General features: G+C 70.1%; 13 protein-coding genes. All 13 read right to left on the minus strand.

Features of this window, described 5'->3' with window-relative positions:
- Window positions 1-15: 15 nt before the first annotated feature.
- The gene (locus FHP08_RS10385) at window positions 16-1,623 is read right to left on the minus strand and encodes a carboxyl transferase domain-containing protein (protein WP_147704399.1); all 1,608 of its coding nucleotides are present in this window, start codon (window positions 1,621-1,623) and stop codon (window positions 16-18) included.
- Between the two features lie 24 nt (window positions 1,624-1,647).
- Entirely contained in the window at window positions 1,648-2,310 is a 663-nt protein-coding gene (locus tag FHP08_RS10390) for a TetR/AcrR family transcriptional regulator (protein ID WP_147704400.1), read from the minus strand.
- A gap of 130 nt (window positions 2,311-2,440) precedes the next feature.
- Window positions 2,441-3,076: a glutathione S-transferase family protein gene (locus FHP08_RS10395; RefSeq protein WP_147704401.1), complete on the minus strand. Its 636-nt coding sequence runs from the start codon at window positions 3,074-3,076 to the stop codon at window positions 2,441-2,443.
- A gap of 4 nt (window positions 3,077-3,080) precedes the next feature.
- The gene (locus FHP08_RS10400) at window positions 3,081-4,223 is read right to left on the minus strand and encodes an acyl-CoA dehydrogenase family protein (RefSeq protein WP_147704402.1); all 1,143 of its coding nucleotides are present in this window, start codon (window positions 4,221-4,223) and stop codon (window positions 3,081-3,083) included.
- A gap of 4 nt (window positions 4,224-4,227) precedes the next feature.
- On the minus strand, window positions 4,228-4,905 hold the full coding sequence (locus tag FHP08_RS10405; RefSeq protein ID WP_147704403.1) for an SDR family oxidoreductase: 678 nt from the start codon (window positions 4,903-4,905) through the stop codon (window positions 4,228-4,230).
- A 19-nt stretch (window positions 4,906-4,924) separates the two neighbouring features.
- Window positions 4,925-6,121, minus strand: coding sequence for an acetyl-CoA C-acetyltransferase (locus FHP08_RS10410; RefSeq protein ID WP_147704404.1), 1,197 nt, complete (start codon window positions 6,119-6,121; stop codon window positions 4,925-4,927).
- Window positions 6,118-8,001 carry a bifunctional isocitrate dehydrogenase kinase/phosphatase gene (aceK, locus tag FHP08_RS10415; protein WP_147704405.1) on the minus strand — a complete coding sequence of 628 codons (1,884 nt, stop codon included), beginning with the start codon at window positions 7,999-8,001 and terminating at the stop codon, window positions 6,118-6,120. The genes FHP08_RS10410 and aceK overlap by 4 nt, the downstream gene beginning before the upstream one ends.
- Before the next feature lie 10 nt (window positions 8,002-8,011).
- The gene (locus FHP08_RS10420) at window positions 8,012-9,223 is read right to left on the minus strand and encodes an isovaleryl-CoA dehydrogenase (protein WP_147704406.1); all 1,212 of its coding nucleotides are present in this window, start codon (window positions 9,221-9,223) and stop codon (window positions 8,012-8,014) included.
- 144 nt (window positions 9,224-9,367) lie between these two features.
- Window positions 9,368-9,754, minus strand: a complete 387-nt coding sequence (locus tag FHP08_RS10425; protein ID WP_147704407.1) for a MerR family transcriptional regulator — start codon at window positions 9,752-9,754, stop codon at window positions 9,368-9,370.
- 90 nt (window positions 9,755-9,844) lie between these two features.
- Window positions 9,845-10,783 (minus strand): 1-phosphofructokinase family hexose kinase, encoded by a 939-nt coding sequence (locus tag FHP08_RS10430; RefSeq protein WP_147704408.1) that lies wholly within the window; start codon window positions 10,781-10,783, stop codon window positions 9,845-9,847.
- The gene (locus FHP08_RS10435; RefSeq protein WP_222707866.1) at window positions 10,780-11,502 is read right to left on the minus strand and encodes a uracil-DNA glycosylase family protein; all 723 of its coding nucleotides are present in this window, start codon (window positions 11,500-11,502) and stop codon (window positions 10,780-10,782) included. Before FHP08_RS10435 ends, FHP08_RS10430 begins: the two co-directional genes overlap by 4 nt.
- Before the next feature lie 507 nt (window positions 11,503-12,009).
- Complete coding sequence (locus tag FHP08_RS10445) at window positions 12,010-13,008, minus strand: tripartite tricarboxylate transporter substrate binding protein (RefSeq protein ID WP_147704411.1); 999 nt, start codon at window positions 13,006-13,008, stop codon at window positions 12,010-12,012.
- A gap of 52 nt (window positions 13,009-13,060) precedes the next feature.
- Window positions 13,061-13,408 carry a cupin domain-containing protein gene (locus FHP08_RS10450; RefSeq protein WP_187272251.1) on the minus strand — a complete coding sequence of 116 codons (348 nt, stop codon included), beginning with the start codon at window positions 13,406-13,408 and terminating at the stop codon, window positions 13,061-13,063.
- Window positions 13,409-13,511 lie beyond the last annotated feature (103 nt).

The following is a 13,511-nucleotide window of genomic DNA, read 5'->3' on the forward strand; positions in this document are numbered from 1 at the left end:
ACACGCCGAAGCGCGTCAAATGCGAAACACGCCGAAGCGCGTTTCCGGGATCGGCGCGTTCAGCGCGGCCGACAGGCCGAGCGCCAGCACGCGGCGCGTGTCGGCCGGGTCGATGATGCCGTCGTCCCAGAGCCGCGCGGTGGCGTAATAGGGGTGGCCCTGGCGTTCGTACTGGTCGCGGATCGGCGCCTTGAAGGCTTCTTCCTCGTCGGCGCTCCAGCTGCCGCCGCGCGCCTCGATGCCGTCGCGCCGCACGGTGGCCAGCACCGAGGCGGCCTGCTCGCCGCCCATCACGCTGATCCGCGCGTTGGGCCACATCCAGAGGAAGCGCGGCGAGTAGGCCCGGCCGCACATGCCGTAGTTGCCGGCGCCGAAGGAGCCGCCGATGATCACGGTGAACTTGGGCACCTGCGCGCAGGCCACCGCGGTGACCAGCTTGGCGCCGGCCCGCGCGATGCCCTCGTTCTCGTACTTGCGGCCCACCATGAAGCCGGTGATGTTCTGCAGGAACACCAGCGGGATCTTGCGCTGCGCGCACAGCTCGATGAAGTGCGCGCCCTTGTTCGCGGACTCCGAGAACAGGATGCCGTTGTTCGCCACGATGCCCACCGGCATGCCGTGGATGCGGGCGAAGCCGGTGACCAGCGTGGTGCCGTAGCGCGCCTTGAACTCGTCGAACTCGGAGCCGTCCACGATGCGCGCGATCACCTCGCGCACGTCCCAGGGCTTGCGGGTGTCGGTGGGGATCACGCCGTAGAGCTCGTCGGCCGGGTAGGCCGGCTCGACCGGCTCGCCCAGGTCGAGCTGCCGGGGCTTGCGCCGGTTCAGGTTCGCGACCGCGCGGCGGGCCAGCGCCAGCGCGTGGGCGTCGTTCTGCGCCAGATGGTCCGCGACGCCCGAGAGCCGGGTGTGCACGTCGCCGCCGCCCAGGTCCTCGGCGCTGACCACCTCGCCGGTGGCCGCCTTCACCAGCGGCGGGCCGCCCAGGAAGATCGTGCCCTGCTCCTTCACGATGATGGCCTCGTCGCTCATTGCCGGCACGTAGGCGCCGCCCGCGGTGCACGAGCCCATCACCACCGCGATCTGCGGGATGCCCTGGGCCGACATCGTGGCCTGGTTGTAGAAGATGCGCCCGAAGTGCTCGCGGTCGGGGAAGACCTCGTCCTGGTTGGGCAGGTTGGCGCCGCCCGAGTCCACCAGGTAGATGCAGGGCAGGTTGTTCTCGCGGGCCACCTCCTGCGCGCGCAGGTGCTTCTTGACGGTCATCGGGTAGTAGGTGCCGCCCTTGACCGTGGCGTCGTTGCACACGACCAGGCACTCGGTGCCGGCCACCCGGCCGATGCCGGTGATGATGCCTGCCGCCGGCGCGTCGTCGTTGTACATGCCGTGCGCCGCCATCGGCGAGAGCTCGAGGAAGGGCGAGCCCGGATCGAGCAGCAGCTGCACGCGCTCGCGGGGCAGCAGCTTGCCGCGCGCCGCGTGCTTGGCGCGGGCGGCCTCGCCGCCGCCCTCGGCGGTCCTGGCGAGCTTCACGTGCAGCTCGCCGACCAGCGCGCGCATCGCCTGCGCGTTGGACTGGAACTGTTCGTCGCGGGGATTCAGCCTGGATTCGATCTTGGCCATCGGATGTCCGTTCGTGTCGGGGGGCTATGCGGTCGTCTTCGCCAGGGCAAGGGCCTGGCGCCGGGTCGTGCGTGCGGCGGCCGCGGGCGGCGCCGATTCCGCGCCGGCGCATTGCAGCGTCAGGCGGGTGTAGGTGTCGATCAGCGCGTGCTTGTCGAGCCGGCCGCCTTCGCGGTACCAGGCGCCCACGCCGGTGAGCATCGCGAGGATCGCGAAGGTGGCGATGCGCGCGTCGGGCAGCCGGAAGGCGCCGCGCGCGATGCCGTCGCGCAGGATCCCGGTGAGCAGGTCCTCGTAGCGACGGCGCAGCGCGACCACGCGCGCGCGGTCGGCCGGCGACAGGCTGCGCAGCTCCATGTTGGCCACGAAGGCCTCGCGCCGGCGCAGCGTGTGCGAGCGGATGTGGAAGGCGACGAAGGCGCGCAGCCGCTCGACCGGGTCGTCGGTGCGCGGCTGGGCCGTGGACCAGCTCTCGAGCAGGTACTCGAGGTGCTCGACCAGCAGCGCGACCAGCAGCTGCGCCTTGCTGGGGAAGTACCGGTAGATGGTGCCCGGCTGCACGCCGACCTTGTCGGCGATCTCGCGCAGCGTGGTCGCCTCGAAGCCGCGCGCCGCGATCAGGGCGACCGCGGCTTCGCGGATCGCTTCCTCGGTGCGGGCGCCGTCGGAGCCGGTGGTTCGAGCCATGGCCTTGGGTGCGTGGGCAGTTCGGGTGTCCCCGGGAAGGGAAAGTATAGTCGATTAATTGAACAGCTGACCGTTTAATTACTTCCGGGCATCCGGTGCGCGCGGCTGCCGCGGGCGGGCCGGCTGCCGCTCAGCGCTTCGCCGGCAGCGGATGCCCGGGCATCAGCTCGTAGGGGTGCACCCAGCCTGGCAGTGCCCGGATCCTGTCCAGCCAGGCGGAAATGTTCGGCCAGTCGGCCCATTCCACGCCGAACTCGTCGGGCCAGAACAGGTAGCCGCACAGCGACAGGTCGGCGATCGTGGGCGCCTCGCCCACTGCGAAGGGGCGGCTGCCGAGTTGCGTTTCGAGCACCGACAGCGCCGGCTTGATGCGGCTGCGCAGCCATTCGGTGACCGGTGTCTCGCCGGTCTTCGCGAACTGCAGCATGAAGCGCAGCGTGGCGATGTAGCTGGTCAGCTTGTGGTTGTCGAACAGCAGCCAGCGCAGCACCTCGCGGCGCTCGTCGTCGTCCTTCCAGCCGAAGCGGCCGAATCGATCGGCGAGGTAATCGAGGATCGCGCCGGACTGCGCGAGCCTGCGTCCGTCGTGCTCGAGCACCGGCACCTCGCCCATCGGGTTGATCGCCCGATAGGCCGGCGTCCGGGTCTCGCCCTTGAAGAAGTCCACGAATCGCGGCTGCCAGTCGGCCCCGCACAGGTTCAGCATCAGCGCCGCCTTGTAGGCGTTGCCCGACTGGGCGAAGCAGTACAGCGTGTACTCGCTCATCGTTTCAAGCCCCTTCCTGCGCCAGCGCCCGCCCGATCAGGATGCGCTGGATGTCGCTGGTGCCTTCGTAGATCTGGCACACGCGCACGTCGCGCCAGATCCGCTCCACCGGGTAGTCGCTCACGTAGCCGTAGCCGCCGTGGATCTGGATGGCGTCGGAGCAGACCTTCTCGGCCATCTCCGAGGCGAACAGCTTGGCCATGGCGGCCTCCTTCAGGCAGGGCCTGCCGGCGTCCTTGAGCGAGGCCGCGTGCAGGATCAGCTGGCGCGCCGCCTCGATGCGGGTGGCCATGTCGGCCAGCCGGAAGTTCACCGCCTGGTGGTCGAAGATCGGCCGGCCGAAGGCGATCCGCTCCTTCGAATAGGCGAGCGCCGCCTCGAAGGCCGCGCGCGCCATGCCGACCGATTGCGAGGCGATGCCGATGCGCCCGCCTTCGAGCCCCGACAGCGCGATCCGGTAGCCCTGGCCCTCCTCGCCGACCATGTTCGCGGCCGGCACGCGGCAGTTCTCGAACACGATCTGCGCGGTGTCCGACGCATGCTGGCCGACCTTGTCCTCGAGCCGCGCCACGATGTAGCCGGGCGTGCCGGTGGGCACCAGGAAGGCCGAGATCCCGCGCTTGCCGGCCTCGCGGTCGGTGACCGCCATCACGATGGCGACATCGGCGTGCTTGCCGGAGGTGATGAACTGCTTGACGCCGTTCAGCACCCAGTGGCCGTCGTCGCGGGTCGCGGTGGTCTTGAGCCCCGAGGCATCGGAGCCCACCTGCGGCTCGGTCAGGCAGAAGGCGCCGAGCATCTCGCCGGACGCGAGCGGGCGCAGCCAGCGGTCCTTCTGCGCGTCGCTGCCGAAGGCCATCAGGATCGAGCAGACCGGGCAGTTGTTGACCGACACGACGGTGCTGGTCGCGCCGTCGCCGGCGGCGATCTCCTCGAGCACGATCGCGAGCGACCGGTAGTCCAGCCCCGCGCCGCCCCACTGCTCGGGCACCGCCACGCCGTAGCAGCCGAGCGCGGCCAGGCCCTTCAGCGCGTCGGCCGGGAAGGTGCAGCCGCGGTCCCAGGCGGCTGCGTTCGGCGCGACCTGCTCGCGCACGAAGTCGCGCACCGCGTCGCGGATCATCGTCTGGTCTTCGTTCAGGATCATGGCGTCACCACGCAAGGGATTGGCCGCGGTAATCGAGGAAGCTGCCGCCCGGCCAGGCCATCGGGTCGCCGATGACCCGGCGCATGCCGGCCACGCTGTCCTCGACCGCCACGTCGGCGTTCGGCCCGCCCATGTCGGTGCGCACCCAGCCCGGGTGCAGCGCCAGCACCCGCACGCCGGTGGGCGAGAGCTCGGCGTGCGCGAGCTTGGCCACCATGTTCTCGGCGGCCTTCGACACGCGGTACAGCATCCCGTAGCTCGCGCCGGCTTCGGAGATCGAGCCCATGCGGCTCGACAGGATGGCCAGCGTGCCGCGCGCGGGCGCCAGCAGCGGCCCCACGATCGGGATGAAGCGCATCGGCGCGAGCACGTTGGTGCGCATCACCAGCTTGAACTCCTCGTCGGTCGGCGGCTTCTGCAGGTTGCTGGTGCGGGGGCCGTAGACGCCCGCGTTCACCACGACCACATCGAGCCGCTCGCCGTCGAGCTGCCAGGCCACGCCGGCCAGTTCGCCCGGGTCGAGCACGTCGAGCTTCAGCGTGTGGGCGCCCAGGTCGCGCAGCTTGAGCCGGTCGGGCTCGCTGCGGTGGGTGGCGTGCACGGTCCAGCCCGCGGCCAGGTACTGCCTGGCGAACTCCAGGCCGATGCCGCGCGAGGCGCCGAGGATCAGGGCCGAGGGCATGCGCTCGCGCCTCCGCCGCTCAGGCCAGCTCGACGGCCAGCGCGGTGGCCTCGCCGCCGCCGATGCACAGCGACGCGATGCCGCGCTTGCCGCCGCGCTTGCGCAGCGCGCCGATCAGCGTGACGATCAGGCGCGCCCCCGAGCAGCCGATCGGGTGGCCCAGCGCCACCGCGCCGCCGTTCACGTTCACCTTGTCGTGCGGCAGTCCGTGCTCCTTCATTGCCGCCATGGCCACCACCGCGAAGGCCTCGTTGATCTCGAAGAGATCCACGTCCTTGGCGGTCCAGCCGGCCTTCTTGCAGACCTTGTCGATCGCGCCGACCGGGGCGGTGGTGAACCACTGCGGCGCCTGCGAGTGCGTGGCGTGGGCGACGACCTTCGCGACCGGCTTCAGGCCGAGCTTCTTCGCGGTGGACTCGCGCATCATGACCATCGCGGCGGCGCCGTCGGAGATCGACGACGAGGTCGCGGCAGTGACCGTTCCGTCCTTGCGGAAGGCGGGCTTGAGCGACGGGATCTTGTCCGGGTTGGCCTTGAACGGGGACTCGTCCTTGTCGATGATCACGTCGCCCTTGCGGCCGGACACGGTCACCGGCGCGATCTCCCAGGAGAAGGAGCCGTCGGTGTTGGCGGCCAGTGCGCGGCGGGTGGACTCGATCGCATAGGCGTCCTGCTCCTCCCGGGTGAATGTGTACTTGTTCGCGCAGTCCTCGGCGAACTGGCCCATCGACTTGCCGCCGCCGTTGGGCGTCTTCTCGTAGGCGTCTTCCAGGCCGTCGTAGGCCATGTGGTCGAACAGGGTGCCGTGGCCGTAGCGGTAGCCGCCGCGTCCCTTGAGCATCATGTAGGGCGCGTTGCTCATGCTCTCCATGCCGCCGGCCACGACGATGTCCTGGCTGCCGGCCACCAGCAGGTCGTGCGCGAGCATCGCGGCCTTCATGCCGGAGCCGCAGACCTTGTTGATCGTGGTGGCGCCGGAAGAGGCGGGCAGGCCGGCATTCAGCGTGGCCTGGCGCGCCGGCGCCTGGCCCTGGCCCGCGGGCAGCACGCAGCCCATGATGACTTCCTGGACCTGTTCCGGCTTCAGACCGGCGCGCTCCACCGCGGCCTTGATCGCGATGCTGCCGAGCTGGTGGCCGGCCAGGCCGGACAGCTCGCCCATCATGGCGCCGATGGGCGTGCGGGCGACGGAAACGATGACGACGGGATCGCTCATGTGAGACTCCTGGAAAGAGGGGCGTTGGAGGAAGGCGCGGCCGGCGCCGCAGCGGCGCCGGTGGCCGCGTCGGTGCTGCCCCCGGCCGGGGCGAGCCGGTGCCGGAAGCGTAGCGCGTCGGGGTAGGGAAACACGTCTTCGAGCAGCCCGGCGCGCACGCGGCGCTGGCGCAGCTGCCAGTACTGCGGGTCGAGGAGGTCGGCGTGATGGGCCATGAAGGCCCTGCGCACGCGCGGGTCGCCCAGCAGGAAGGTGCCGAACTCCTCGGGGAAAACGTCGTTCGGCGCCACCGGGTACCAGGGCTCGGAGGCCATCTCGTCCTCGGGGGTGCGCGCCTCGGGGATGCGGCGGAAATTGCAGTCGGTCAGGTAGGCGATCTCGTCGTAATCGTAGAACACGACCCGGCCCTGGCGGGTCATGCCGAAGTTCTTGTAGAGCATGTCGCCGGGGAAGATGTTCGCCGCCACCATTTCCTTGATCGCCTGGCCGTACTCGATGACCGCGCGCTCGCGCTCGGCGTCGTCGGCGCGCTCGAGGTGGAGGTTGAGCGGCACCATGCGCCGCTCGATGTACAGGTGGCGGATCACGATGGAATCGCCGTCGTCCTCGATCATCGAGGGCGCACTGTCGAGCAGCTCCTGCAGGAGCCGGGTGTCCACCCGCGATTTCGGGAAGGGCACGCCGGAGTATTCCCAGGTGTCGGCCATCCGCCCCACGCGGTCGTGGAACTTCACCAGCTGGTAGCGCTCCTCGATGTGCTCGCGGCTCACGTCCTTGCCGCGCTTGTCGCGGATGAGCTTGAACACGTAAGGGAAGGAGGGCAGGGTGAACACCAGCATCACCAGCCCGCGGATGCCCGGCGCCAGGATGAAGCGGTCGTGCGAATTGTGCAGGTGCTGCAGCAGGTCGCGATAGAAGAGCGTCTTGCCCTGCTTGGCCAGGCCGAGCATCGTGTAGAGCTCGGACTCTGGCTTGGTGGGCATCAGCGTCTTCAGGAAGCGCACGTAGGCCGAGGGCACGTCCATGTCGACCATGAAGTAGGCGCGCGAGAAGTTGAACAGCGCCTCGATGCGGTCGCTGCCCACCAGCAGCGCGTCGAGGTAGAGGCGGCCCTGCGAGTCGCGCAGGATCGGAATCGCGAACGGGATCAGCTCGCTGTCGTTCACCACGCGGCCGATCAGGTAGGCGCCCTTGTTGCGGAAGAACAGGCCGCGCAGCACCTGCAGCTGGCAGTCCACCGCGGGCGCTTCCTCGCCCAGCACCTGGGCCTCGAGCGTCTGCAGGACCAGGTCGAGGTCGCGGTCCACGTCCACGAAGGGACAGGCGAAACCCAGGTCGACGATCATCCTGTGCAGGGCCGGCTGCCAGCCCTCGGCCAGCGGGTAGTGGACGCGGTAGGACGGCGGCTCCGAGTCGAGGTAGTCGGTGGCGACCGCCGGCCGCACGAAGATGAACGCGTTGTGGAAGTAGGTGCGGTGCAGGATCTTGGCGCAGACCGAGTTGAAGAAGGTCTCGGCGAGTTCCGGCTGCCGGTGCTCGGCCAGCAGCGCCACGTACTCGCGCCTGACCTGCTGCCACAGCGGATCCTGGGCCGCGGCCGCCCCGGCGGGATCCGGGAGCGCGGCGCCCCCCGATCCGTCGGGGCCGGAAATGGCGCCGAACTCGTGCTCGATCCGCGTGGCCGCCTCGCGCACCCGCTGGTCGTAGAACGCGATCCGCTCGCTGGCGAGCCTGCGGATGGCATGCCAGTCGCCGCGCTCGAAGCGCGCCTTGGCCTGCTGCGCGTTGTAGCGGAACAGTCCGTAGTGCCGGTCGAAGCCCGCCAGGACCGCGCGGGCGATCGCGGCCGGCAGCATCGCGACGGGCGCGGCGGGCTTCATGGCGATGCGCTCAGCGGGTCTCGCCGAAGAGTTCGCGGCCGATCAGCATCCGGCGGATCTCCGAGGTGCCGGCGCCGATCTCGTAGAGCTTGGCGTCGCGCCACAGCCGCCCGGTCGGGTAGTCGTTGATGTAGCCGTTGCCGCCCAGGCACTGGATGGCCTCGCCAGCCATCCAGGTGGCCTTCTCGGCGGCGAACAGGATCGCGCCGGCGGCGTCCTTGCGCAGGCTGCGCACGTCGACCTTGCCCCCGCGCGAGCGGTCGCACTGCTTGCCCACCTCGTAGACGTAGGCACGGGTGGCCATCATGGTGGTGTACATGTCGGCGAGCTTGCCCTGCATCAGCTGGAACTCGCCGATCGGCTGGCCGAACTGCTTGCGATCGTGCACGTAGGGCACCACCGCGTCCATGCAGGCAGACATGATCCCCAGGGGGCCGCCGGAGAGCACCGCGCGCTCGAAGTCCAGCCCGCTCATCAGCACGTTCACGCCGCGGCCCACGCCGGTCAGCGGGTCCTCGCCCAGGCCGCCCAGCACGTTCTCGGCGGGCACCTCGCAGTCCTCGAACACCAGCTCGCCGGTGTGGCTGCCGCGCATGCCCAGCTTGTCGAGCTTCTGCGCCACCGAGAAGCCCTTGAAGCCCTTCTCGATCAGGAAGGCGGTGATGCCGCGCGGGCCGGCCTCGATGTCGTTCTTGGCGTAGACCACCAGCACGTCGGCGTCGGGGCCGTTGGTGATCCACATCTTCGAGCCGTTCAGGACCCAGCGGTCGCCGCGGAAGTCGGCGCGCAGCTTCATCGAGACGACGTCGGAGCCGGCGTTCGGCTCGGACATCGCCAGCGCGCCCACCCATTCGCCGGAGACCAGCTTGGGCAGGTACCTGCGCTTCTGCTCGGCGGTGCCGTTGCGGTTGATCTGGTTCACGCAGAGGTTCGAGTGCGCGCCATAGGACAGGCCCACCGCGGCCGAGCCGCGCGAGATCTCCTCCATGGCCACGATGTGCGCCAGGTAGCCCATGTCGGTGCCGCCGTACTCCTCGGGAACCGTCATGCCGAGCACGCCCAACTCGCCGAACTTGCGCCACAGGTCCATCGGGAACTGGTCGCTGCGGTCGATCTCGCCGGCGCGCGGGGTGATCTCGTTCGCGGTGAACTGCTGCAGCGCGTCGCGCAGCATCGAGATGTCCTCGCCGAGGTCGAACTGCAGTCCGGGGATCGTCACCATGAAATCGGTCTCCTTGGGGAGCGTGTCTCGGGGAATCGTGCCTGGGCCCAGCCGTGATCGTACGCCCGGCCTCGCGGATCCGGGCCGCGACGGCGCGGCTCGCCGGGGCGCCCGCGGTAGTTTACGTTAACGTCAACGTAAACATCATTTGCCGTGCTCTGCCAGCAGGCTGCGGGCGCGGGCCTCATGGGTGCGGATCTCGGCCAGCGTCTCGTTCAGGTCGCGCAGCTGCTGCTCGAGGGTGCGGCGGTGCCGCGCGAGCACCGCGAGGAAGCTCTCGAGCTGGGCGACGGTGCCCGACGGCGAGTCGTACATGTCGATCAGGTCGCGGACCTCGGACAGCGACAGGCCGAGCCGCTTGCCGCGCAGCGTGAGCTTGAGCCGGGTGCGGTCGCGCTGCGAGTAGACCCGCTGCCGTCCCCCGGTGCCCGTGCGCTCGGGGGCCAGCAGCCCCTGGTCCTCGTAGAAGCGGATCGTCCGCGGGGTGACGTCGAACTCCCGCGCCAGCTCGCTGATCGTGTAGGTCGCCATGCGTGGATCATCGTCGACACTTTACGTAAACGTCAACTCGCGGCGACCCGGGCGCCGTTCGAGCGCCCCGCGGTCCAGCGGGCGCAGCGCTCAGATGCGCGCGATCGTCACCGCCTCGCGCAGCCGCCGCACGTCCGATGCCCGGCAGAGCGTGGTGCCGAGGCCCAGCAGGGCGGCGGCGCTCGCCGCCATGCCGGTCCGGAAGGCCTCTTCGAGCGGCTCGCCGCAGGCCAGCACGCAGATCAGGCCGGCCAGGAAGCTGTCTCCGGCGCCGACCGTGGTGGCGACCTCGACCGGCACCGGCGGGGCGCGCAGCTCGGTGCCGGCGCCGACCAGCAGCGCGCCTTCGGCGCCCAGCGACAAGGCCACGATGCCGGCCCGCCCGTCTCGCACGAGCGCGCGTGCGGCCGCCAGCCGTTCCGGTTCGGTGGCGAGCGGCAGTCCGGTCAGCTCGCGCAACTCCCGCAGACTCGGCTTGACCAGGTCCACGCCGGCCCTCAGCGCCTCGGCGAGCGGCAGACCGGAGGCGTCGACGGCCACCCGGCAGCCGACAGCGCGCGCCCGCTGCGCCACCCGCGCGTGAAAGTCGGCGGGCGCGCCCGGCGGGAGGCTGCCGCTCGTGACCACGAAGCCGCCCGGTCTCGCATGCGTCGCGAGCGCGTCGAGGCAGGCCTGCCACTCGGCCGGCGCGAGCTCGGGGCCCGGCAACACGAAGCGGAAGTCGCGGCCGGTGGAGCGCTCGCGAACCGAGAAGCTCTCCCGCGTCTCTCCGGCGATGTCGACACAGTGGCAGGGAAGGTCCTCCTCCTCGAGCAAGCCCCGCAGGCGCTGCCCGGTTGCGCCGCCCACCGGAAACACGGCGAGGCAGTCGCCGCCGAGCCGCCGGACGACACGGGCCACGTTGATCCCGCCGCCGCCGGGGTCGAAGCGGGCCGCGGTGCAGCGAAGCTTGCTCGTGTCCCTGACCGTCTCGGTCGTGGTCGAGAGGTCGAGGGCCGGGTTCGGCGTGATGGTGAGGATCCGGGTCATCGGTCGAACACGCCCAGTTCGGCCAGGCGCTTGTCGACCGCGGGCGCCCAACCCCGGTTCGCGGCGGGCGAGGCCGGGCTCGGGTGCAGGATGGTATCGATGCGCGGGCGGCGGGACGAGGGCAGGGCCTCGGCCGGGGCCGCGTCGGCGCCGCGACTGCCGGCCGCATCGCCGCCCAGCGCGGCCAGGGCCCGTTTCATCGACCAGACCCCGATGCCGATGACCCAGTCCGGCTGCAAGGCCGCCAGCGCCGCGCGCAGGTGGGCATCGCAGGCCTGCTGCAAGGGGCCGAGTTCGGCCGTCGGCAGCTTGTCGGGCGTGAGGTTGCGGCCGCCCGCCTCCAGGAAGACCAGCGGGCAGTAGTTCAGCACGAAGCACTCCGAGAAGAAGCGCTCCGCCGCGCCGAAGCGCTCCGCAGCCCAGCTCCACAGTCTGCGACCGCTCACTTCGGATCGCCCGCAGGCGAATCCCTCGATCGGTCGCTTCGGGTGCTCGGCGGCGGGACGGCCGATCGGCGCCTCGATGCCCATCCAGTCGCGCACGGCCGCCACCTCGCCGAAGGGCACGCCGGTCTGCATCATCCCGAAGGGCCCGGGATTCATGCCGAGGAAGACGACCCGCTTGCGGCCGCCGCCGAAGCGCCGAAGATAGGCCTCGTGACCCGCCCAGGCATAGTCCAGCGGGTCGTAGACGTGAGCAACCGGCGCCGAGAAGCGCATTGTGTCGATCCGGTCGCGCAGCGCAAGCGCGGCGGTGACGAGGCGGTCGGCGGATGAGGGAGGCGAAGGGGGAACGGGGAAGGGGGAAGGGGACGAGGTCGGCATGGCGGTGCTGCGGTGGGGCGGTGGCGAGTCGGGCTGCCGCAAAAGAAAGGGGCGCGGATGTCTACCGCGCCCCCGTGAGCCGCGAGTGGCGGCTGCCTCTCCTCGAGCGATGCCGGCTGCCGAACCGGGCAACTCGGGCCCGGGGGTGGTCGGTCATGCGCGAACCGCTGTCGGATTCGGCGGCGCCGGACGGGCCGGCGCCTCGGGTCAAAGCCTAATACCGTCCGGCGCGGACGGTCAAGGACGGGGGGGATGGAGTCTGGGCCCCGACCATGGCGAGCCTGGCGTACGAAGATCCGCCCAACTCGGCTCCCTCGGCGCAGCCCAAGCCAAGCCTCACCGACCCTTGTGAGGGTCTGGCATTGCGTGCCTCGATGCCCGCGACCCCGACACCTGCGTCGCTCAGGTTGGCTCGATCTTAGCCCGGGTCGCGATGTACCTGAACTTCGCAATCTCCTTCTCGATGTACTCGTCGAAGCGCCGTCCCGGCAAAGCGCTGATTTCGGCGCCAGCGGTTCCGAAGCGCGACGCGAGGTCCGGGGACGACAAGGACTTCACGGCGGCGGCGATCAGGGTCGCCCGTGCCTCGCCGGGCACCCCGGCGCTTGCAAGCAGGCCGAACCACGGGTCGAACCGGTAACCCGATATGCCGGCTTCGGCCACGGTCGGCAGATCGGGGGCGACCTTCGACCTCTCGCCTGTCGAGGTTGCGAGCGCCAGCAGCTTGCCGCTCGCGATGAGCGGCAAGGCATTGGGTATCGGGACGAAGGAGAACTGGCTGTCCCCCGCCATGACCGCGGAGACGGCCTCGGGCACGCCGCGGTACGGAATGTGGATGGCCTCCACGCCGGCCTCGGCAAGCATGTACTCGCCCGCGAAGTGGTTCGCGCTGCCTTTTCCCGGGGACGAGAAGTTCAGCTTTCCTGGCGCCTCGCGCATTCGCCCGAGCAGTTCGGCCAGGCTCTTGACGCCGAGCGCGGGGCTGACCACCAACAGGCTGGGTACGTTCGCGATCCTGGTGATCCCGGCGAGATCGCGTACGGGATCGAATCCGAGGTTGCGGGTCACGACCGGGGCGGCCGCATGCGCGGCGGACACCACGAGCAGGGTGTAGCCATCGGCGGGTGCGCTCAAGAGGCTGCGGGCCGCTATGATCCCGCCGGCCCCGGGCTTGTTCTCGACAACGACTGGCTGGCCGAGGTGGTTCTGCATCTTCTCGGCGACGCCCCTGGCAAGGAGGTCCGACGGACTGCCCGCAGAGAACCCGACAAGTATCCTTATTGCGCGCGAGGGGAAGTCGTTCGCCGCGCTGGCCTTCGGCGCGGCGCCCAGCGCGGCGGCCATGGCGAGGAATCGACGGCGTGACAGCGTTGCGACGCGGTGGCGTACGGGAAGATTCATCTCGGCTCCTTCCGGCTTGGGGTGGCAGGTCGCTTCCGCTTGGCCGCAGGGCTCATTCGGGCGACTGAACCTTCACGAAATCGTAGGAACCCGTCTGGACGAGGAGATAGCGCGCTCGGTTCCCCTGTGCGCAGGTGAGCCGATGGGCAGTGCCAGGTGGCAGGTCACAGGATTCTCCCGGGGCGAGCAGCAGGGATTCGACGCTGTCGCGGGGATTGACAAACTGGACGCGGACCAGGCCCTCCAGGCCGTAGCAGCGATCACGAACCTCGCTGTGACGATGCCATGGCACCTCTTCTCCGATCTGCACCGTGAACTCCCGAACCCACACGTCTGCGCTTCGGGCAACTTCAATGATGCTTGCGACGTCGTAGTTCTTGCCTGGAGCGCGTTCCGACACGTGAGTCTCCTGATGTCGAGTCGCCTGCGATGACCACTCGGCAATGATGCGCCTGGGGTCGCAGGGGACAAGCAGAGAATCCGCACACTACTGTGCGCATTTC

Origin of the sequence: Zeimonas arvi, from assembly GCF_008039575.1 — a bacterium.
GTDB lineage: Bacteria > Pseudomonadota > Gammaproteobacteria > Burkholderiales > Burkholderiaceae_E > Zeimonas > Zeimonas arvi.